We start from the raw sequence: 22,120 nt of genomic DNA on the forward strand, positions 1-22,120 counted from the left end.
CGAAATTATCACTTGTAGTTAAGCTGTTGTCCCCAAATATGCCTTCTTTACTCTTTCATCCTTCAACAGTTCCTTACCAGTGCCTTCAATGGTAATTCTGCCATTTTCAATAACATAGGCTTTATCTGCCACATGTAATGCCATATTTGCATTTTGCTCTACCAGTAAAACCGTAGTTCCAACCTCATTTACTCTTTTAATAATTTCAAATATTTCGTTTACGATTATTGGAGCAAGTCCCAGTGATGGTTCATCCATCATAATAAGCTTAGGATTTGCCATAAGAGCTCGTCCTACAGCAAGCATCTGCTGCTCTCCACCTGATAAAGTTCCGGCAGCCTGCCATGATCTTTCTTTTAATCTTGGGAAGATGGAATAAACCTTTTCTATGTCTTCATCCAGATTTCCTTTTCTCAGATAAGCTCCTATTTTTAAATTTTCAAGAACTGTCTGGTCTGGAAATACATGACGTCCTTCTGGAACAAGTGTTATTCCATTTCGAACAATTTCATCTGTGCTGGAACCCATCAACTCCTTACCTGCAAGCTTTATACTTCCTGACTTTGCCTTTACAAGACCAATGATTGAACGGAGTGTACTTGATTTTCCTGCACCATTAGCACCAACCAAAGTTACAATCTGTCCTGATGGGACCACAAAACTTATATCCCTTACAGCCTCTATTCCACCATAATTTATGGATAATCCTTTAATCTCAAGCATCTCGTTCCTCCTGTGTTCCAAGATAAGCTTCAATAACCTTTGGATCAGAAGCAACAGCTTCCGGCTTACCCTGCGCAATCATTTTTCCAAAATCTATACAATAAATATGATCTGAAATCCCCATTACAAGATTCATATGATGCTCAATCAAAAGTACTGTAAGATTATACTTATCTCTTATCTGACAGATGAATTCAGCAAGCTCATCTGTCTCCTGTGGATTCATACCAGCAGCAGGCTCATCAAGGCATAAAAGCTTTGGCCCTGTAGCAAGTGCTCTGGCAATCTCCAGTCTTCTTTGCATTCCATATGGAAGACTTCCTGCCTCCCAGTCAGCATACTTATCCAGACCCTGCTCTTTTAAGAGCTGCCAGGTTTCTTCTCTGCTTCGCTGCTCCTCACTCTTATTTAATCTAAATGTAGCAGTAAAAGGATTCTGCTTTGCCCTCATATGCTTTGCTATCAACACATTGTCAAAAACTGACTGTTTTGGAAACAGTCTTATATTTTGAAAGGTTCTGGCAATACCAAGCTTTGTAATTTCATCTGGTGTATGAGAAATCTTAAAGCTGTTTGCTATAGTTTCACCGCAAAAATCCACCTTTCCATTAGTTGGATGATACACACCTGTAATGCAGTTAAAAGCTGTAGTTTTTCCAGCTCCGTTTGGTCCAATTAGAGCAACTATCTCGCCCTCTTTTACCTGTGCTGAAAAATCATTGACAGCAATTACACCTCCAAACTGCATGGTAAGATGTTCTATATTTAATACTACGTTTTTATCTGCCATCTATTCAGCCTCCGATACAGCTTTTTCTTTCTTGCTTCGCATTAGTTTCTTAGCACCATTTATTAATCTGTCCCAGGTAATCTCTTTACTTCCTGTAAGTCCATGGTTCCAAAAAAGTACCACCAGCATAAGAAGTAAACTAAACACAACCATTCGAAATCCATTTCGAAGCAAAGGAACATTCATGGCACCAAAGCCTGTATTTCCAATGCCTGGAATAAGTTCTGACCAGGTGTACTCTCTGTCTAAGAAACGTAACCACTCCTGCGAACCAGTTACTATAAATGCTCCCAGAATCGAACCACTTATACTTCCAATTCCACCAAGTACTACCATCAACAAAATGTTATATGTCAAAGCAACAGTGAATGTACTTGTAACTGCTGATCTCATATATACTGCTAGAAGTCCTCCTGCCACTCCGGCAAAGGCACTTGTTACAACAAATGAAAGCTGCTTGGTTCTAAATAGATTTATTCCCATAGCTTCAGCAGCAACATCATCATCACGAATCGCTTTAAAAGCACGTCCATAACTACTGTTCACCAAAAGAATCATAATAACAATACAGACAGCCGAAATAATAACGCATTCAAAAATACTTTTAAACTCTGGAATATTAGAAACTCCATAAGATGCATTTGTAATTTTTCCCAAGCCATCCCAGCCAAAAATCGCTCTTATTATCTCTGAAAAACCAAGAGTTGCTATTGCCAGATAATCACTCTTCAAACGAAGCACCGGCCAGCCAATCAAGGCTGCAATTCCTGCACAGACCACTGCACATAAAATAAGAGTTACAATAAGTGGAAGCTTGATATCATGTAGCCATGATGCCATTCCATACAGGTAGAAAATCTGGTCTCTCATCTCTACCGGAATAGTTAAGACACCAGTAATATATGCTCCAATGCACATAAAACCAGCTGTTCCAAGTGAAAACTGTCCAGTGAATCCAATAATTAAATTCATGGATACAGCTGCCACTGCATAAATACAGCTTCTTTCAATAATGGTAATTGCATAGGAATGAACCACACTATCAGACTCCAAAATAAATAAGTATAAACAGCATAGTAAAACCGCTACTATGCTGAGTATTAAGTTTCTCTTCTCTTTTACTTTCATATGCCTACCTCACACTTTCTGTACCGCTTTTTCACCAAACAAACCTGATGGTCTGAATATAAGAATAAGTACCAGCAAGGCAAAGGTAAAAGCATCACTAAATACTGAATAACCCATAGCCGTGATGACAATCTGGCAGATACCTACAATAAATCCTCCAATAACAGCACCCTGAATATTTCCAATACCACCTATGACTGCTGCAACAAAGCATTTCAATCCTGGAAGTGAACCGGAATAAGGCTGAACTGTATTGCGGTCTGTGAAATATAGAATTGAACCTACAGCTGCCAAGCCACATCCAATTACAAAGGTCGTTGTAATGATGTTATCAACCTTAATACCCATGATTCTTGCAGTTTCCTGATCCTTACTGCAGGCTCTCATGGCCATACCAAGTTTAGTATGATTTACAAGCATAATAAGTAGGAATGTAAGAACTATGGTAAGCACTGGGGCTATTATAGTTACTCTGGAAACACTTATATTTCCGAATGTATAAACATGTTTTAGGATATCAATCTGAGGATAGCTCTGAGGCATTGCTGTAAAAAGATAGTTTGCAAGATTCTGTAAAAGATATGATATTCCTATGGCACTAATCATTACTGACATACGAGGTGCACTTCTAAGTGGCTTATAGGCTATTCTCTCGATTACTACACCAAGTACGATTGTGCATAAAATGACAAAAGGTATCGCAAAATACCAAGGAAAAACAGCTAACGAAAAAATCATGAAGTATCCTGCCATCATGAATTCATCGCCATGAGCAAAGTTAATCATCCTAAGAATTCCATACACCATAGTGTAACCAATAGCTATAAGTGCATAGGCTCCTCCAAGAGATAATCCATTCAAAAGCTGCTGCAACAAATATGAAATCATATAGTTTTCCACCTTATCTATAGTTTTAGGGCTGTGTGTAATGCACAGCCCCATTTAACATTCAAATGCTATTTTTGTACTGTCTCAGTACTCTGATATGTCCATTCACCAGAAGTAATCTGGCAGATGTATGATGTATTTTTAATTGCATCACCATTAGCATCAAATTTGTATGGTCCGCATGCGTATCCTTCGCTCTCATCCAAAGCAGCCAGCGCATCTCTGATTGCCGGACCCTCTAATGAATCTGCAGCTTCGATAGCGTCACATAACAACATGTATGCATCGTAGGATACTGCGTGATTACCTACAATTGCATCTGTATCAAGGTTGGTAGCTTTTCTTGAAGCATCTGCATTGAGCCATTCCTTAAAGCCTGCATCAAATTCTGGATTACCACCCTCTGAATAGAATGTATCAGCTACAACTCCATTTGCATTATCACCAGCATCCTGAATAAGAACGTTTGAATACCAGGTATCTCCTGCAATCCACTGAACATCAAGACCTAAGTCATGAGCCTGATTCAAAAGAAGTGGAGCATAAAGATAATCAGTAGGAGCGAATACAGCCTTAACACCGCTGTTCTTTATGTTTGTAAGAATAGCCTTAAAATCACTTTCGTTTGTTTGGAATGTTTCCGAATCTACAACTGTACCACCTAAAACTGTGAATGAATCTGTGAAGGTCTTTACAAGACCTGATGTATATTCGTTACCGATGTTATCGATTGTAGCTACTTCTGTGAAGCCATTACTGTATGCCCAGTTTGCCATTACCTCGCCCTGGAATGGATCAAGATAACATGCTCTGAAGTAGTAATCATTTCCAAGAGTAACATTTGCATTTGTGCAGGATGTTCCGATTGCTGGAATCTTTGCATTGGAATAGTAAGAACCTGCTGCTATACATACACCTGAACCGTATCCACCTACAACTCCAACAACGCCGTCAGCGATAAGCTTCTGTGCAGCTGTAACTGCCACTGTCTTATCTGACTGATTATCCTGCCAGTCAAGTTGAATTTTATATTCCTTACCTCCAACAGTTACGGTTGGGCGAACATAATTCGCATATTCGATAGCCAATTCTTCCTGTGCGCCACCGCCACCATTCTCACCTGTCTTTGGCTCGAAGATTCCAATCTTTATAGTATCTCCTGATGCCGCATCTGAGCCGGTTGAAGAGGACGATGAAGACGCACCACAGCCAATCAGGTTCACAGCCATCAAACATCCAAGAGCGATTCCAAACAATTTAGATCTTTTCATATTACATTTCCTCCTTGGTAATTTCACTTTCGAAATGCATATATGAATACGCAAAAAGGCGCCGCTAAAAATAGCGACGCCTTTGTCGAAAGCAAAATATATTTTTCTGTATTTTATTAGTTATGCCCATTAATGTCAATACAATTTAGATTTAACATTTGGAAATCATTATAATGGTATCAATTTAAAAGCCGCTGTGTTCTGATACACTATCGGGCTATCATATTCAAAGGCTATGATGCCATCCTCCGGTGCTGTCACAGTCTGGATGATATCACCTGTTAGTGGCTCTGTGACATGTGCCATTACCTGTCCCATGATAACCACATCTCCTGCCTGAACCAGCGATTCCATAAAGCCTGCCGAACTGGTTCTGACACTAATAAAATTATTATTGTCAATCACTTTAGACTGACATCCCTGACTGTTTTCATAATCTATTATTTTTTCTTTTTCCAGGAATGCAAGGACTGCATCCACTCCCTGTCTGGCGCTTTTCCTGTTTATCTTTTCCGTACTGGAAGTATAAATAGAGAAGGCAAAGGTGTCCCAGATTTGCCAGTTGTAGTTTAGGGTTGCTGTATCAAAGGGTCTTGGGTTGTGAAGTACCACAAATGGTAATCCGAACTCCTTCGCCATCTCCACGTTTTCATTTCCAGTTTTCATGATTCTTACCTGCGGCACAAAATGCCCTGGCATATAAAAGGATGCAAACTGAATTCCATATCTGTAATCCTTTATCTGGTTAAATATTCCTGCAGCGATTCTCTGTGTGGTCTCGCCTTTATCATATCCTGGAAACATCCTGTTTATATCTGTATTGTCAATGCTCCAGAATCGTTTCTTGATATTTACAGAATATGGATTTCCGCAGGAAACTACCATGATTGATTTGCCCTGCCTAATCTTTCCCGCTTCTTCAAGCTTCTTTAGTTCCTTTATCAACAAGCTGCACACGTATATCTGCTGGTATTCGTTACCTCTCAGACTTCCAACGATGCAGACTGATTTTTCACCTTCTCCAAATTTAAAGCCCTTCACCCGGAAGCTGTCTCTGTATAATCCGTTAAACGAATAAATAGTTTCTTCCTTCATACCTGATTCTCCAATAATACTTTTTCTTTGAGAATTCGTCCCATCAGAGAACCTTCTTCAACTACTGGGTATTCCCTGACTGTAAAAATCATCCCCTTCTCAGGAGCCGTTATTTCTGCCAATACAGCCCCACTTAATGGATTAATAATTTTGCCTACAGATTCTCCTTTTTTCACCCTGCTTCCATGGTCCTTTTCCTTCATGTAAATTCCGGAACAAGGAGCATTGAGATAGCATACATCTTCTCCATCGGCGTCATATGCTACTATAGCATTTCTTATTTCAGGCACCTCTCCAGTCCATATTCCCAATTCGCTCATAAGAGAAAAAATACCGTCTGTAAGCTGATTTCCATATTCTTCTGTGATTCTCATACCCACCCCCATTTCCACAACAAGGGTCTTCGTTCCTTTGCTGTTAAGTGAATAGGCAAGAGTAGATTCCAAAACTGTGCTGGCACCATGTACCCATATCAAATCCATATTTGCTTTCTTTGCTATAGGTACAAGTACATCAGCATTCAATTCGTTTATACGAATCTGTGGAACCTCTGTAAGGAAAATATTGCTGGCATGAATATCTATTACAAGATCTGCTCCCTCCAGTTCCTCAATAATTTTGTATGCCAGATACTCATTCATATCTCCATCCAGATTGCCTGGAAAAATTCTATTCATATCCAGGTCAAAAGCTGGAATTCCTCTTGTAATGGAATCAATTCCAAAGGGATTCATCGCCGGATATATATCGACTATGCCGTTTAAGCTATCAACCTGCTCCCTAATCCTCCTAGATAGCTCATAGCACACATACTGTCCCTCCAATTCATCCCCATGGATTCCGGTCACTATGCATATTCTTTTCTGTCTCTTCTTCCTGTCAGCCATGAATCTATGCTTCGTAATTACGAATCTCTCATCCACAGGAAGCGACAGCCTCACTACATCTTCAATTGATTCCAACAATTCCTTCATCAACAACCTCTTCCACAACCACATTGACGTCCTGAATCTGAGTTACATTTCCGATGAATATCCCCTGATTTACAAGACAATCCTCTGAATCTCTTCCGTTAGATATTTTGATATATTCATCTCCCACAAGCTTATAATTGGTTGGATCAAACCCTAGCCATTTTCGGTCATTCCATATCTCTACCCAGGCATGTGATAGTCCCTCTCCCATCATCATGCCTGCAACATAGCGACACGGTATACCTTCCATTCTGCAAAGAGAAAGCATGATATGTGCATAATCCTGACAAACACCGCTCCCGCCAGTAAGTGCCTCCTCCGAGGTTGTAGACATATTTGTAACCCCTTGCACATACTGAAAAGAATTACTTAACCCTTCCATAATAGCTGATGCCTTATCAAGAGCTGAGTCAAATCTTTTCAAATCAAGCTTCTGATAATACTCCAAAGTCCTAAGTCCTGGCTTTGTCTTTGGCGTTTGATATTTAAATATACCTATCTTGTGAAGTTCATCTGCTTTCTCGTACTCTTCTCTGCCAGTTACGGCAATTCCATTTACATCAAATCCGAAACTGTTATGGAGCTCATTTGTATATCCAAATAAGGTAATGTTTCCGTAGGAATCCTCATCCTCACTGGTCACATTATCTGGATATACCTCCACCGACATATTTTCGATTTTTTGTAAATCATTATCATGTGGAACACACTTAAGTGAAAATCTATGATTTTTTACGTAGTCACTAAAAGTAAGCTTCATATGATAGCCAAACTGTAGCTTTTTCAAAGCTCCTCACCTACCAATTGTTCAATCTCATCTGTTAACGTCTCATAAGGCATATCATCCAACTGGACCAGATAATTTATGTGTGCCATCCTCGTACTGTCATATCGCATGGTGCTTTTATCGATACGATTAGTCAGTCTTCTTGTCTCCTTACGAATCCTCTCCGGAAATACTTTTAATCGTGAATATAAATCAATTCGTTCCACAAGCTTACCAACACGTATCATGTTCCGTATTGAGGACTCCTCAATGTCATCATCCGCCATTCCCCAGAATGCAGCTATATTGTCCGTCACATGCTGCAAGCCAATTAATGGTGATTTGTTAATTGCCGCCTGATTCATGGCATATACCGCCAATTGGATATATGAAAGGGATTCACTTCCGATTTCTTCCCTTAGCACAATCGCATTATCATAGGCCCTCATCAGGTTAGAAAAGATTGAATTCTCATCCTCCAAAGAAAAGCAATATCTAGCGACAAAATCCTCCTTGCTCTTGTAGATGTTTGGAATATCCTGACTTTCACAGAACTTTTCGTACTCCAAATCATCAATATCAATCATTGAATCAAATCTGGCCTCAAAAACCTTTATAGTTGTATACACTCGCTCTGTATATCTGCCAAGCCAGTATAATCTGTCTGTGTTCTCTACTGAGATAATACCCATGTATCTTTAAATCCTCCTCCCTGAGAAGAATTAACAATAAATGAATCTGGATTTCTGGAAAATCTGGTCAATCCACTTTTCCATACCATTGGTTCATCCCCCATAAGTACAAAGGCTCTCAAGTCCGCTTTTCTTGGAAGAAGCTCGCATTTTTCCATGATATCGATATCCAGAAAATCTATAACCTCCTGTGCAATAAATCTTCGAGGCTCACTCTTCAACATCTCCTTGAAGTTTACTTTTTCCTCTGAACTCATCTTGCTGCCGAACACTACTCCGTAACCACCAGCCTCTGCCACATCCTTTAAAACTAGCTTGTCAAAATTCTCCAGCACATACTTCATATCCTCTTTGTAATATGGTAAATAGGTTGGTGCATTCTGTAATATTGGTTCCTCTCCCAAATAATATTTCACCATCTTTGGAACAAAATAATATATTCCCTTATCATCAGCCACACCATTTCCTGGTGCATTGATAAGTGCAACATTTCCCTTTCTGTAAATATCAAAAATGTGAGGAATGCCAATTACTGAATCCTTCCTAAAGGTCATTGGGTCAAGATATTCATCTGATATTCGTCTGTATACAGCTCCTACTCTCTCTTTACGTCCAGAATAATCAATAAAATACAAGTGATCATTTTCAACTATCAGCTCGTGTCCAGAAGCCAAATGCGCACCTGTCTTTTCTGCAAGATACGAGTGTTCAAAATATGCTGCATTATATCTGCCTGGAGTCAAGATGACCGTGTGTCCTCCCACATTCACATGGTCCATAGTACGACGTAGCATAGCGGCATAGTTTCTGTTGTCTTCAACATGTTTTCCCGTAAAAAGATCCGGTGAGCTTCTTCTGGAAATCATTCGCGCAATCATTGGGTAAGATGCGCCTGAAGGGATTCTTAGGTTATCCTCCAGAACATACCAGTCTCCATCCTTCGCCTGAACTAAATCAATACCTGCTATGTGGGCATATATTCCCTTTGGTGGCTTAATTCCATCGCACTGAGGTAAGTATCCGCTACCGGCATAAATGAATTCCTCCGGTATGATGCCGTCTCTAACAATATGCTTATCGCCATAGATGTCGTTAATAAAACAATTTAGAGCTACAACTCTTTGCTTCAATCCCTTTTCAAGGTAAGTAAACTCATCCTTATCAATGATTCTTGGAATCATATCAAACGGAAAAAGCTGCTCTTTGAATTCATTGTTTTTATAAATTCCAAACTTAACACCATACCTGGCCAATTGCTCATTAACAGCCCCAGAACCTGCATAGATTTCCATATCCTCAACCCGTTCTTTTTTACTAAAAATGTCTGCGTATGTTGTCATGCTCTCTCTCCTCCTTTCTGTAAAATAAAAAGGCGCCTCAAGCCACAATTGTGACTCAAAACGCCTTTGTTTGATTAAAGTATACGGAAATTCAAAGAATATGCAACCGTTTTCTATTAAATTATCTCAATTTCTTTCATCCAGAGATTTACTGCTGCATCACTTGGCATTCTGAAATCTCCTCTTGGAGATAAAGTTACCGTACCAACCTTTGGTCCATCTGGCATACAGCTTCTCTTGAACTGCTGAGTGAAGAATCTCCAGTAGAATTTCTTCAACCATTTAAGGATTTCTTCACGACTGTAGTCACCATCAAAGGATTTTTGTGCAAGCCTGAAAATCTTTGATGGTGAAAATCCAAAGCGAAGCATGTAATACAAGAAGTAATCATGAAGCTCATATGGTCCCACCAAGTCTTCTGTCTTCTGTGAAATCTTTCCATCTTCATCTGGTGGAAGAAGCTCTGGGCTGACTGGTGTATCAAAAATATCTTTTAGTGTACTGCTGAGAATTCCCTCTGTTCTGTTTGCCTCATATTCCACAAGCCATCTTACAAGTGTCTTTGGGATAGACGAATTGACAGCGTACATTGACATATGGTCCCCATTATAGGTAGCCCATCCCAGGGCTAGCTCTGATAAATCACCTGTGCCAATTACGATTCCACCAAGCAGATTTGCCTTATCCATAAGAATCTGGGTGCGCTCTCGCGCCTGACCATTCTCGTAGGTGACATCATGATTATTACTATCCTGACCAATATCTTCAAAGTGCTGGCTGACACTTGCTTTAATGTTAATCTCCTCAAGGGTTGTGCCATATGCTTCTGCTAGTCTGCAGGCATTGGTGTAGGTTCTGTCTGTAGTACCAAAGCATGGCATTGTAATGCAGTGGATTCCCTTTTTATCAAGTCCCAATCTGTCATAGGCCTGAACTGTAACAATAAGAGCAAGTGTAGAATCAAGACCGCCAGACAAACCAATAACCACATTTTTGCAACCAATATGTCTGATTCTAGTCATGAGACCTACTGCCTGCATAGTAAGAATCTCCTCACATCGGCTTTCCAAATCATATTTTACAGTAGGAACGAATGGTGTCTTTGGTGGAGCAAATGTTATCTTTGTCTCCACTGGCTTTAATGAAAACTCTGCCTGATGACTTTCACAATCCGTATTTACGATAAATGTATTCATGCGCCTGCGTTCGTGTACTAATCTATCCACATCCACATCTGCGATTATCATCTCATTATCAAAGATTTTTGATTCCGCATATACAGTACCATTTTCTGCAATGATATTATGACCTGCAAAAACCATATCCTGTGTAGACTCTCCCACACCTGCATCTGCATAAGCATAGGCACACAGAAGACTTCCTGATTTTGCCTTAATAAGATTTTTTCTGTAATCAGCCTTTCCAATCACTTCATCACTGGCTGAAAGGTTGAAAATAATAGTAGCCCCGCTTTTTGCCAATTTTACTGATGGTGTATCTGCAACCCAAAGATCCTCGCAAATCTCGATACCAAATTTCAGATTGCTTATTTCTTTGCAGGCGAATACCTGATTACTACAAAGAACTGCAAAGCCTGCAGCGCCAAAGCTAATCTCTTCCATAAGGCTGTCATCTGCAGGAGTGAAATGTCTCAGCTCATAAAACTCACTGTAGTTTGGAATGTTCTTTTTAGCTGTAGCTCCGAGAACTTTTCCACCTTTAATCACTGCTGCAATATTATAAAGCTTTCCTTTCACCTGATATGGCAATCCAACTATAGAAACGATGTCCAAATCTGCTGTGGCACCAGCAATATCCGCCACTGCCTTCACTGCACCTTTAAGCAAAACATCTTGTAAAAATAAATCTCCACAAGTGTATCCAGTTATGCCTAATTCTGGGAAACAGATAATCTTTACACCCTGCCCCTCAGCTTCCTTTATCAATCTTACTATCACATCCGCATTGTGCTCAGTATCAGCCACCTTAATGTCTGGTGTAGCACAAGCAATTTTTATAAATCCGTCTTTCACTTTAGTGTTCCTTCCCGAAAAAAATAAAAGACGCCCGCTAAAAAGCAGACGTCTTTGTCTTCATCTAAAATTTTACTTCTTTTTTATTCTTTATTCAACGGCATTTTGTAAGGCCAAATATTACGTTGTAGACTTTGTTACTTTAATGTGTTAAACTGTTAAAGATTTATTTTTGATTTAATTAGCGGAGGGTACAATATGGAAAACTTTTTATCACATGTCGAAAATATCAACAATGCGGTAAACGGCTTCGTTTGGGGTTTACCTATGCTGATTCTTCTTGTAGGCACAGGTATTCTTATGACATGCCTTACCAGATTCTTTCAGATTTCCCATTTTAAGCATTGGATAAAAAACACAATCGGTGGCATTTTCAAAGATTCTCATGTTACTGCTCACACTGGAAAAGAAGATACTCAGATATCTCAGTTCCAAAGTCTTTGCACAGCACTTGCTGCCACAATCGGAACTGGTAACATCGCTGGTGTAGCTGCTGCTATCGCATCCGGTGGTCCTGGAGCAATTTTCTGGATGTGGATTGTTGCCTTCTTTGGCATGATGACAAACTTCTCCGAAAATGTTCTTGGTATCTACTACCGCAGAAGAAATGAAAAGAATGAGTGGTGCGGTGGTGCTATGTACTACCTTCATGATGGTCTTGGTGCAAAGAATGGATGCAAGCATATTGGTGCTGGTCTTGCTGCATTGTTCAGTATCTTCTGTGTCATTGCTTCTTTTGGTATTGGAAACATGGGACAGATTAATTCCATCGCTGTTAATATGAACTCAGCTTTCGGAGTTCCAAGTATTGTTACAGGTATTTTCCTTATGTTCCTTGCTGGTCTCGTTATCGTAGGAGGCTTAAAAAGGATCGCATCTGTAACAGAAAAGCTTGTACCTTTCATGGCTGTTATATACATGATTTGTGCTATCATCGTTTGCTTGGTTCACATCAATCAGGTTGGCCCTGTTTTCACATCAATCATCAAGGGTGCTTTTGGTATGCGTGCTGTTGGTGGTGGTATCGTTGGTAGCGGTGTTGCCATGGCTGTTCAGTGGGGAATGAAGCGTGGCGTATTCTCAAATGAGGCAGGTCTTGGTTCTTCTGTTATGGTTCACTCAAGCTCAAATGTAAGAGAGCCTGTTGTTCAGGGTATGTGGGGTATCTTCGAGGTATTTGCAGATACAATTGTTGTTTGTACAATCACAGCTTTTGCTGTTTTATCAAGTGGGCTTGTGGATTTGGAAACAGGTGTTGTTATTTCAGATCAGGTTTCTACTGCACTGGTAGCTGAAGCTTTTTCTACTGTATTCGGTCAGTTTGGCTATGCATTTATCGCAATTGCCATTTTATTATTTGCTTTCTCTACAACACTTGGCTGGAGCCAGTATGGTAGCAAGGCTTTCGAGTATCTCTTCGGAAGAAAGAATATTAAGTTCTATCAGATACTTTTCGTTTTATTTATAGTTGTTGGTGCAACAATGGACCTTACACTTGCTTGGGACCTTTCAGATACGTTTAACGGTATGATGGCCATACCTAACCTTATCGGTGTAATCTCACTAAGCGGTACTGTTATGAAGATTACTCACAACTATGTTCAGAGAAATCTCCTTCATCAGGATGTGAAGCCTATGCTTTCTGCTTTAGACGATATTCAGGAATTACATGAGCAAGAGCTTTTAGAAAAAGCACTTAAGAAAAAGTCATCTGAAAAGACAGCCTAATTTATTGCAAAATTATAGAGCTAAGACATTAGCATGTGCTTTGTCTTAGCTCTTTTTTTGACTATCTTAATTCTATAACTTTAAATATTCTGTTCATGAAGTAATTTCATAGCTCTATGAGAAATCAGCTCCTCATCAGTCATTGCCAGAAGCTCTTCCCTTGAAATCCAGCGATAATTAATTGTCTCACCCTGCTGCAATACTACAGAATCTTTTCCGCAATCAGTCTTGCACAGATATAGAACGTAAATTGAATGATTCTTATCCTGCACCATTCGACCAATTTCTTGTAGAGTTCCGTCAATTCCTGTCTCTTCTTTAAGCTCGCGCTTTGCTGCAATATCGGGATTTTCCCCTTGGAGGGCTGAGCCTCCAGCTGAAAGCTCCCACTGACCACCATGAGTTTTCTCATGGTCTCGTTGCATAATCAGATAGCTTCCGTCTGTATGCTTCACAATAATATCGCACACCAGGTGATATATATTGTCAGGGATATGCTGACCACGCACAAGTGATGCACCTTCTATTTTAGTAAAATCCCTGTTGTACGCATCCCATATTTCTGCCATAAAAACTCCTTTATATTTCCTTCTTTGCTCTAATCACAGAATAATTTTTCAATTCACAGACATCACCAAACTTAACAAATCCATTCTTAGTCCAAAATGCTTCTGCCTGTGGATTGCCGTATACCCATGCCAACTGAATTGTATTAAAGCCATTATCAACAAGTACTGTAGACAATTGTGAAATAATATCACTGCCTATACCTTGTTTTTGGGAATCTGCGTCCACCATAAAAAATCCTATGTATGCTGCCTGTGGATTTGGGTATCTACAGATTAAGTCCAAAATTGCTACAAGCTTATCTCCATTGAAGTATCCCACATAAAACTTATCTGAGATTGTCTTGCCTAGAGGTACTGCTTTCATATCAGATTCTATGCTCTGCTCAGTAACATATGGCGGACGATAATCATAGTATAACTTATTTTTGCTACATAGATTATATATTTCAGGAATATCGTCCTTCTGCAGTTTCTTTACCACATATTCTTTTGAAAAAACATTTATGTCCATATGATACCCCCAATTCATGTTGGATTATATTCCGTGAATAATTGGAATTTATCTAATCTTAACATGATTGAGTGCCCATTCTGTGACCAGTGAATTTATTTATAAGATTCCACCGTATTCGTATCCAGCTTCCTCAACTGCTGCCTTAATAGCTGACTCATCAACATCCTTTGAATTTGTAATTGTTACAAGATTCTCCTCGTGTGATGCTACTGCGCTGTCGATACCATCAATTGCCTCAAGTGCCTTCTTTACATGAGCCTCGCAATGCTGACACATCATTCCCTTAACTGTAATCTTCATATTATTTACTTCCTTTCTATCCTCTTTAGTTTCTTGTTCTATTAAAATCCCTGATACAGGGTTCTTAATCTTTTTATCTTTTGAACTATCATATGGTTTAATCAAGTTGAGCCTAAGGGCATTACTTACAACACAGAAGCTTGATAGTCCCATTGCCGCTGCTCCAAAGATTGGGTTAAGCTCCCATCCAAACGCAGCAATATAGCATCCTGCTGCAAGAGGAATTCCAAGCACATTGTAGAAAAATGCCCAAAATAAATTCTCATGAATATTTGTCAGCGTCCTTCTTGAAATTCGAATAGCTGCTACAACATCTTTGATACTACTCTTCATTAATACTACATCTGCAGCATCAATTGCAATATCTGTTCCTGCACCTATGGCTATTCCAAGATTTGCAGATGTAAGAGCTGGCGCATCATTTATTCCATCTCCAACCATGGTTGTTGTGCCATGCTCCATAAGTTGTCTTATCACAGTTTCCTTCCCATCTGGCTTAACTGAAGCAACGACCTCATCAACACCGGCCTGCTCAGCTATGGCTGCTGCAGTGATTTCATTGTCTCCTGTCAGCATTACCACATGGATTCCCATGTTCTTAAGTTCTGAAATAGCCTCCCTAGAATCTTCTTTAATAATATCAGCTACGGCAATTATTCCAAGAAGTTTTCCTTCTCTGGCAAATAGTAGAGGGGTCTTTCCCGACCATGCAAGATTATTAACTATGTCATTATCTTCCTCATTAAGTTCACCAACTACACCCTTGATATATTTTGTGTTTCCACCATATATCATATCACCATCAAGCTTTGCTTTTATCCCGCTTCCAGAAAGTACTTCAAATTCAGTAGTTTCTTTCAGCTCCAAATCTCTCTCAGAGGCATATTCTGTGATGGCTCTAGATATAGGATGTTCACTCTTTGCTTCCAACGCGTAAGCTACTTTTAACAACTCCTCCTTAGAAACATCTACAGGAATCAAATCTGTTACCTTCATCTCTCCTGTTGTGATTGTACCAGTTTTATCCAGCGCTACAATCTGAGTTTTACCTGCCTGTTCCAAAGAAGCTGCTGTTTTAAATAAAACCCCTGTTTTTGCCGCAACACCATTTCCAACCATAATAGCTACTGGTGTCGCCAAACCAAGCGCACATGGACAACTTATTACAAGAACCGCTACTGCTCTTGCTATTGCATATCCAACTGTCTGTCCAACCAAAAGCCATACAATAAACGTAATCACAGAGATGGATATTACCGCTGGTACAAAAACTCCTGATACTTTATCTGCAATTTTAGCAATTGGAGCCTTTGTAGCCGCTGCATCACTCACCATCTTTATGATGGCAGAAAGTGTGGTATCCTCACCTACTCTCTTCGCCTCACAAACCATATAGCCAGAAGAATTTATTGTGGCCGCATAAACGTTATCTCCTACAGATTTCTCTGCTGGTACACTCTCGCCTGTGAGGGCTGCCTCATTTACTGCACTTTCTCCATCTACCACTATACCATCTACGGGTATACTGTCCCCTGGGCGTACTACGAATCTGTCTCCCACCTGCACCTGTTCTATAGGAACTGTCACTTCTGAACCATCCCTAAGAACCACAGCTGTTTTTGGAGAAAGATTCATTAATCCCTTTAAAGCATCGGTAGTCTTTCCCTTTGATTTGGCCTCTAACATCTTACCGACTGTAATCAACGTAAGAATCATAGCCGCAGCCTCAAAATAAAACTGCTTCATGAAATACATGACCTGCTCTGTATCATTTATAAGTACTGCCGATGTCATAGCAAATAATGCTACAACGCTATATGTATATGATGCTGTAGCACCTAATGCCACCAATGTATCCATATTTGGAGATTTATGTATTAGCCCTTTGAAGCCACTGATGAAAAACTTTTGATTAATCACCATGACAAGTCCAGCTAAAATAAGCTGATACAATCCCATTGCAACGTGATTACCATCTAAGAATCCCGGCAATGGCCAGTCCCACAGCATATGTCCCATAGATACATATAAAAGTGGAATTAGAAGAATAATTGAAGCAATCAATCGCTTCTTCATCTTTGGCGTCTCTATATCCTTCAGTGAATCGTCGTTTGATGTCTGAGCCTTTGAAACACCATCCACCTTTTTGCTGGCGCCATAACCTGCTGCCTCTACAGCAGCTATTATGGCTTCTGGCGAAGCTGTTCCTTCTACTCCCATTGAATTAGTTAATAAACTTACTGCACAGCTGTCTACACCATCTACAGCACTTACTGCCTTTTCTACTCTGGTCTGGCAAGCTGCACAGCTCATACCTGTTACTTTATATTGTTCCATATAACCACCTATTTTTTCTGTTGCTATACGTTTCTGTTACTTCATAAGCTTCTGTAATGTACAAACAAGCTCATCAATCACTTCGTCATTGCCTTCTCTGATATTATCTGCCACACATGTCTTCATATGATTAGCAAGCAATACCTTGTTAAAACTATTCAGTGCAGATGTAATAGCAGATACCTGTACAAGAATATCAGTACAGTATGCGTCTTTTTCAAGCATATTCTCTACGCCTCTCACCTGTCCTTCAATTCTTTTGAGCCTGTTCATGAGATCCTTAAACTCTTTATCATCTCTTTCTTTTGTCTTACCTGAACAGCAGCAACAATCCTCCTGAATCATTTTTTCTTTATTTGAATTTTCTGCCATGAATTATCTCCTTTTACATTTCTAACCGAATTTTATATACCCCTATAGGGTATCCTTTTTGAATGAATTATATACCCCGTAGGGTATATTGTCAACAATGATTTAATACATACTATTTTCGCATAATAAGACTACACTTATGCCTATGTTGTGTAGAAAAAAAGAGATAGGTTTTTAGCCCATCTCTTTTTTTGTTTTATTCTATTATCTCTGTAAAAAACGGTGGCTTTGAAATAAGTTTAACTTTATCCTTATCTGCGCCACAACGCCCCAAATCTCTTTTAATATCCCAACTTGGGTGATTGTAAGTATTAAGGAAAATAGCATCAATTCCCACAGCAGTAGCCACTCCTACATCAGCAAGAACTTCATTTCCTATCATCACACACTCTTCCTTTATAAGGGAATGTTTATCAATTAGCTCCTGAAGAAATTTTCCATCTGGCTTTTTTATTCCCTTATCTGAGGAAATAAAAATATCATCAAAATACTTTGTGAGATCAGTATCTTCCAATTCCTTTTCAGTAAATCGTCTTTGAGCATTTGATAACAGATATATATTACAACCAGCGTCTTTAATGGCAGTCAAAGCCTCTGCCACACCCTCATATCTTTTCAACTTTTCTCTAGAAACTTCTCTAAATGAATTACAAAGCTTTCTCATTTCTTCATCAAAGACTGGTTTTCCTATGAGCTTTTCAAAAACCCATTCGATTTTAATTTCTGGATATTTACTTCCATTTTCCTTAGCCAGCTTTTTCTCCTCAGATTTACAAAGCTTTAAATACTCCTGGTTTAACTTCTTGGGTTCAATCTTAGTTCCAAAGTTTTCTTCAAGATAAACCGACATGTACTCCCAAAGTTTAGGATTTTTCTCATCAGTATGTATATCAATTAGTGTTCCATATAAATCAAAAATGTAGTTCTTGTATTTCATTATCTGTTTTTGCCCTTTTCTATTTGTAGCAGTGATAAAAGATTGTATCGATATCCACCACAACGCTTTCGTTTTCTTCTAGCAACTTTGCAAAATGTTTCTCTAATTTAGCCCTGTTTGCCTTAATATATTTTCCGCTATTCGGATAACGTCGATTCATTCTTTCAATCAATTCTTCAACCGTGGTATATCTGAGTGGTCCAGGTATTTTTGTTACCTGTACTTCACGAAAAAACTCTGAAAGCATAGCCTTAGTCTCTGCCTGACGTCTCTCCATTGCTTCTCTTTCCTCTTTTGCAAATCTATTGTCTACACCTGCATCAGAAAGAATCTGCTCCCAGAATGCGTATTCTTTAACCACGCCAAAGTAATTTACTGAAAGCATTCCACCTGGCTTTACTGTCTCTGCAGCACGGCTAACAAACTTTTTTATATCTCCTAAAAAATTAAGGAGGTAATGAGCAATAACCTTATCATAGGAATTTGGCGTAATATTATCCCAGGTGCGGACATCTTCAAGATCTCCCCAAAATAGAGAAATATCTACAGCTTCTGGCAATGACTTTTTGTTATCTTCAATATACTGTGCGAAATCCTCTGCCCAACTTTCTTTTACATCATATCCATCAATAGTTATTCCCTCAGGAATTCTATCCCAGTTTTCTCTCCAAAGAGCAGAATATCCACAACCTAAATCAAGACCTTTTTCATTTTTCTTCAAGCCCAGATTATTAAAAATTTTCTCGTACCACTCTATGCCATCAGCTGCATGAGCCACCGCGTTTAAACGTCTTGAATCTGCACGTTGATCTTTTTCAACTTTTCTGATAATGTTTGCAGCTAAGTCCCAGTTAGCCTTCTCCTCTGTTCTTGCAAGTACAGCCTGCATGGCCTTAACTGCTCGTTGAAGCTCTAGAATCTTATTCTCTGTCTCCTCAATCTGCTGTTTTAAAATATCAGCAATTGGCTCTCTTTCACCATGTTCAAGATTATCCTTAATCTCTTCTAAACTAAATCCAACATGCTTTAAGGCAATTATTTTCTCCAAAACATTAAGTGATTCATTATCGTATAAACGATAATTTCCTTCAGTATACCCAACTGGCTTAAGTAGCCCCTTCTCATCATATAGTCTAAGTGCTTTCTGTGTTACTCCTGTTCTCTCTGCAATTTCGCCTGATGTCATTTTCTTGTTCATAATTTTACCCTTTCCGAGGAAAGATTTACATGCATGTTTATTCCCCTAACTCATCTTTACAAATCAAAGAATAAAGTATGCCCCAGGGGAAGAGTCAACAAGATAATTTATTTTTCTTCAAAAACTTTTTTATAAAGCTCCTCATACTCAGTTTCACTTATTTCATTGTCATCTTTATAGTAGGATTTCACACCTGTATCTTCCCAGTCTTCCCATCCAAACCTAAGTGAATCTGTCACCTCAAGATCACCATTAAATTTAGATAATTCGTATGTACATCTACCACCATGTGTTGTATCGCTATGAACTATCCAATATGCACCGTCATATTTCGTGTAAGAACACATTGCAGCTGTTCCTTCACCCTGAGAAAAACATACAACCTTACCATCTTTACAGTCAAAACACATATCTCCGTATACAGGATTCTGTAAAATGAATTCAACTTCACCATCATTATCTAAGTCAACCGGCTCCATTTTTTCTACCAACATGGTGACATCTAACTCTTCCTCTGGAGTAGAATCTTCAAACTGAAAGTAAGTGTTATCCATCGTCCAGGTAGTATCATCATAATAAGAACGAGCTTCAGCCTTAATCTTACCATCACAAAAAGCCTGAAATAATTCTTCCGGTGACATCTCTGCTATATCTGTGTCAATTTTTTCCTCACCAGCCATTGGTACTTCAGAATCCTTTAGGGTAACATCCTGCTTTTCTTGATTCTGTGCAATCTCTGTATTGTCATCTACATTGTTTGATTGCATGAAAAACCATACTCCGTATCCAGTTATCAATAATATTGCCACTATTATTGTTGTTATTGAGATTATTCTCTTTTGCTTTCTTCTCATTTTTGTAAATTACTCTCCCAAATAATTATCAGCTATATTAGTATTGAGTGATGAAGCTTCGCTCGTCTTCTTCTACAGGAATTCTTTCTTTTTCAAGACCATGAATAACTATATATCTATCTGAAGCCATTGATTTTAAGAACATATATATTTCCTGTTCTGTACCCTGGATTTCAACAGAAACTGAGCCATCATATTCATTCTTCACATATCCCGTCAAGCGATATTGATTAGCAACATTACAAGCCTTATACCTAAAACCCACACCTTGTACTCGCCCTGTAAAAACCATTTTATATCTTACTAAATCTCTCATATCTTAACCCTTCATCTATAAGAATCACATAGAACTATAATACACTATTACTAACATTAAATGTAAAAAAAAGAGATGGATAATATCCATCTCTTTTTCCTTTAATTAAGCGTGCGTGAGAGGATTCGAACCCCCGACACCTTGGTCCGTAGCCAAGTGCTCTATCCAGCTGAGCTACACACACATATAAAATTATTACTTCAAAGAGTAAATGCCGTAGACCGGAATCGAACCGGTACGATGTCGCCACCACGGGATTTTAAGTCCCGCGCGTCTGCCAGTTCCGCCACTACGGCATAGTCTATAAAAGACTAATGGGACCTACAGGGCTCGAACCTGTGACCCCCTGCTTGTAAGGCAGATGCTCTCCCAGCTGAGCTAAGATCCCATAATGTTAAAACTGGAAAACGACCCCAGAGGGACTTGAACCCTCGACCTCCGCCGTGACAGGGCGGCGCTCTAACCAACTGAGCCATGAGGCCAAATTTTTTATTTGATAGAAAGTGGACCCTCAGGGACTCGAACCCTGGACCGACCGGTTATGAGCCGGTTGCTCTAACCAACTGAGCTAAAGGTCCATATTGTAACACTAACAAGCAAGACCCTTATAAAAAAAATTGGCCTCTTTCTACTCAATAGAAAAAAGCCGATGATCGGACTCGAACCGATAACCTGCTGATTACAAATCAGCTGCTCTGCCAATTGAGCCACATCGGCTTAATACTAAGTATTGCCTTTAGGCAAATGACTCCGACGGGAATCGAACCCGTGTTACCGCCGTGAAAGGGCGATGTCTTAACCGCTTGACCACGGAGCCAAACTAGCTGAAATCCAACGCCTGAACTCAGCGACTGATTAATAATAACATACAAAATTGAAATAATCAACTCTATATGAGCTCCCCAAGTAGGACTCGAACCTACGACAACTCGGTTAACAGCCGAGTGCTCTACCAACTGAGCTATTGAGGAATATTTATCTTTGGCTGCAATAGCAACCTCAAAACTTCATACAGATTACAAGAATTAGTCTACATATCTTTTCCTTAGAATAAACCTTCGATCTATTAGTATTCATCAGCTGAATGCGTTACCGCACTTACACCTTGAACCTATCTACCTTATCGTCTTTAAGGGATCTTATCTCCTTGAAGGAGGGGATATCTCATCTTGAGGGGGGCTTCACGCTTAGATGCCTTCAGCGTTTATCCCGTCCAGACTTGGCTACTCAGCTATGCCGTTGGTCGACAGCTGATACACCAGTGGTCCGTCCACCCCGGTCCTCTCGTACTAGGG

The 22,120-nt window shown here is 39.4% G+C and carries 20 protein-coding genes, 8 tRNA genes and 1 rRNA gene; 1 reads left to right on the plus strand and 28 read right to left on the minus strand.

Features of this window, described 5'->3' with window-relative positions:
• Positions 1-18 precede the first annotated feature (18 nt).
• The 11 genes from BUA88_RS13145 to BUA88_RS13195 all read right to left on the minus strand — a co-directional run bounded on the left by BUA88_RS13145 (position 19) and on the right by BUA88_RS13195 (position 11,700).
• Positions 19-723: an ABC transporter ATP-binding protein gene (locus BUA88_RS13145; RefSeq protein WP_072918820.1), complete on the minus strand. Its 705-nt coding sequence runs from the start codon at positions 721-723 to the stop codon at positions 19-21.
• Positions 716-1,513: an ABC transporter ATP-binding protein gene (locus BUA88_RS13150; RefSeq protein WP_072918822.1), complete on the minus strand. Its 798-nt coding sequence runs from the start codon at positions 1,511-1,513 to the stop codon at positions 716-718. Before BUA88_RS13150 ends, BUA88_RS13145 begins: the two co-directional genes overlap by 8 nt.
• On the minus strand, positions 1,514-2,641 hold the full coding sequence (locus BUA88_RS13155) for a branched-chain amino acid ABC transporter permease (RefSeq protein ID WP_072918824.1): 1,128 nt from the start codon (positions 2,639-2,641) through the stop codon (positions 1,514-1,516). It lies immediately after the preceding gene.
• Positions 2,642-2,650: 9 nt separating this feature from the next.
• The gene (locus BUA88_RS13160; RefSeq protein WP_072918826.1) at positions 2,651-3,529 is read right to left on the minus strand and encodes a branched-chain amino acid ABC transporter permease; all 879 of its coding nucleotides are present in this window, start codon (positions 3,527-3,529) and stop codon (positions 2,651-2,653) included.
• Positions 3,530-3,597: 68 nt separating this feature from the next.
• Complete coding sequence (locus tag BUA88_RS13165; protein ID WP_072918828.1) at positions 3,598-4,800, minus strand: ABC transporter substrate-binding protein; 1,203 nt, start codon at positions 4,798-4,800, stop codon at positions 3,598-3,600.
• A 168-nt stretch (positions 4,801-4,968) separates the two neighbouring features.
• Positions 4,969-5,895 carry a M14 family metallopeptidase gene (locus BUA88_RS13170; protein ID WP_072918830.1) on the minus strand — a complete coding sequence of 309 codons (927 nt, stop codon included), beginning with the start codon at positions 5,893-5,895 and terminating at the stop codon, positions 4,969-4,971.
• Complete coding sequence (locus tag BUA88_RS13175; RefSeq protein ID WP_072918832.1) at positions 5,892-6,869, minus strand: M14 family metallopeptidase; 978 nt, start codon at positions 6,867-6,869, stop codon at positions 5,892-5,894. The genes BUA88_RS13170 and BUA88_RS13175 overlap by 4 nt, the downstream gene beginning before the upstream one ends.
• A complete protein-coding gene (locus tag BUA88_RS13180) occupies positions 6,844-7,656 on the minus strand; it encodes a transglutaminase-like domain-containing protein (protein ID WP_072918834.1) in 813 nt (270 codons plus the stop codon). Before BUA88_RS13180 ends, BUA88_RS13175 begins: the two co-directional genes overlap by 26 nt.
• Entirely contained in the window at positions 7,653-8,327 is a 675-nt protein-coding gene (locus BUA88_RS13185; RefSeq protein WP_028248153.1) for an alpha-E domain-containing protein, read from the minus strand. The genes BUA88_RS13180 and BUA88_RS13185 overlap by 4 nt, the downstream gene beginning before the upstream one ends.
• Complete coding sequence (locus BUA88_RS13190) at positions 8,309-9,667, minus strand: circularly permuted type 2 ATP-grasp protein (RefSeq protein ID WP_072918836.1); 1,359 nt, start codon at positions 9,665-9,667, stop codon at positions 8,309-8,311. Before BUA88_RS13190 ends, BUA88_RS13185 begins: the two co-directional genes overlap by 19 nt.
• 116 nt (positions 9,668-9,783) lie before the next feature.
• Positions 9,784-11,700, minus strand: a complete 1,917-nt coding sequence (locus tag BUA88_RS13195) for an NAD(+) synthase (protein WP_072918838.1) — start codon at positions 11,698-11,700, stop codon at positions 9,784-9,786.
• Positions 11,701-11,898: 198 nt separating this feature from the next.
• Here BUA88_RS13195 and BUA88_RS13200 point away from each other — a divergent pair, with 198 nt between their 5' ends.
• A complete protein-coding gene (locus BUA88_RS13200) occupies positions 11,899-13,428 on the plus strand; it encodes an alanine/glycine:cation symporter family protein (RefSeq protein ID WP_072918840.1) in 1,530 nt (509 codons plus the stop codon).
• A gap of 80 nt (positions 13,429-13,508) precedes the next feature.
• Here the strand turns inward: BUA88_RS13200 and BUA88_RS13205 are convergent, their stop codons facing one another.
• From BUA88_RS13205 to BUA88_RS13285, 17 genes are all read right to left on the minus strand, one after another.
• On the minus strand, positions 13,509-13,997 hold the full coding sequence (locus tag BUA88_RS13205) for an NUDIX hydrolase (protein WP_072918841.1): 489 nt from the start codon (positions 13,995-13,997) through the stop codon (positions 13,509-13,511).
• A gap of 10 nt (positions 13,998-14,007) precedes the next feature.
• Positions 14,008-14,508: a GNAT family N-acetyltransferase gene (locus BUA88_RS13210; protein WP_072918843.1), complete on the minus strand. Its 501-nt coding sequence runs from the start codon at positions 14,506-14,508 to the stop codon at positions 14,008-14,010.
• A gap of 99 nt (positions 14,509-14,607) precedes the next feature.
• Positions 14,608-17,148: a heavy metal translocating P-type ATPase gene (locus BUA88_RS13215; protein ID WP_072918845.1), complete on the minus strand. Its 2,541-nt coding sequence runs from the start codon at positions 17,146-17,148 to the stop codon at positions 14,608-14,610.
• A 36-nt stretch (positions 17,149-17,184) separates the two neighbouring features.
• Positions 17,185-17,520, minus strand: coding sequence for a metal-sensing transcriptional repressor (locus tag BUA88_RS13220; protein ID WP_072918847.1), 336 nt, complete (start codon positions 17,518-17,520; stop codon positions 17,185-17,187).
• A gap of 196 nt (positions 17,521-17,716) precedes the next feature.
• Positions 17,717-18,457 carry an HAD family hydrolase gene (locus tag BUA88_RS13225; protein ID WP_072918849.1) on the minus strand — a complete coding sequence of 247 codons (741 nt, stop codon included), beginning with the start codon at positions 18,455-18,457 and terminating at the stop codon, positions 17,717-17,719.
• 19 nt (positions 18,458-18,476) lie between these two features.
• Positions 18,477-19,655, minus strand: coding sequence for a MerR family transcriptional regulator (locus BUA88_RS13230; protein WP_072918851.1), 1,179 nt, complete (start codon positions 19,653-19,655; stop codon positions 18,477-18,479).
• A 107-nt stretch (positions 19,656-19,762) separates the two neighbouring features.
• Positions 19,763-20,509, minus strand: coding sequence for a hypothetical protein (locus tag BUA88_RS13235; protein WP_072918853.1), 747 nt, complete (start codon positions 20,507-20,509; stop codon positions 19,763-19,765).
• Between the two features lie 37 nt (positions 20,510-20,546).
• Entirely contained in the window at positions 20,547-20,825 is a 279-nt protein-coding gene (locus tag BUA88_RS13240; RefSeq protein WP_072918855.1) for an acylphosphatase, read from the minus strand.
• Positions 20,826-20,935: 110 nt separating this feature from the next.
• Positions 20,936-21,009 (minus strand) — tRNA-Arg (locus BUA88_RS13245).
• A 28-nt stretch (positions 21,010-21,037) separates the two neighbouring features.
• Positions 21,038-21,121: transfer RNA gene (locus BUA88_RS13250), tRNA-Leu, on the minus strand.
• 19 nt (positions 21,122-21,140) lie between these two features.
• Positions 21,141-21,213: transfer RNA gene (locus tag BUA88_RS13255), tRNA-Val, on the minus strand.
• Between the two features lie 20 nt (positions 21,214-21,233).
• Positions 21,234-21,307 (minus strand) — tRNA-Asp (locus BUA88_RS13260).
• Between the two features lie 22 nt (positions 21,308-21,329).
• A tRNA-Ile gene (locus tag BUA88_RS13265) sits at positions 21,330-21,403 on the minus strand.
• A gap of 66 nt (positions 21,404-21,469) precedes the next feature.
• Positions 21,470-21,542 (minus strand) — tRNA-Thr (locus tag BUA88_RS13270).
• 28 nt (positions 21,543-21,570) lie between these two features.
• Positions 21,571-21,642: transfer RNA gene (locus BUA88_RS13275), tRNA-Glu, on the minus strand.
• Positions 21,643-21,723: 81 nt separating this feature from the next.
• Positions 21,724-21,796 (minus strand) — tRNA-Asn (locus tag BUA88_RS13280).
• A gap of 75 nt (positions 21,797-21,871) precedes the next feature.
• Positions 21,872-22,120, minus strand: a 23S ribosomal RNA gene (locus BUA88_RS13285); the annotation flags it as partial.

Origin of the sequence: Pseudobutyrivibrio xylanivorans DSM 14809 (genome assembly GCF_900141825.1) — a bacterium.
In the GTDB taxonomy this organism is placed as follows: Bacteria; Bacillota; Clostridia; order Lachnospirales; family Lachnospiraceae; genus Pseudobutyrivibrio; species Pseudobutyrivibrio xylanivorans.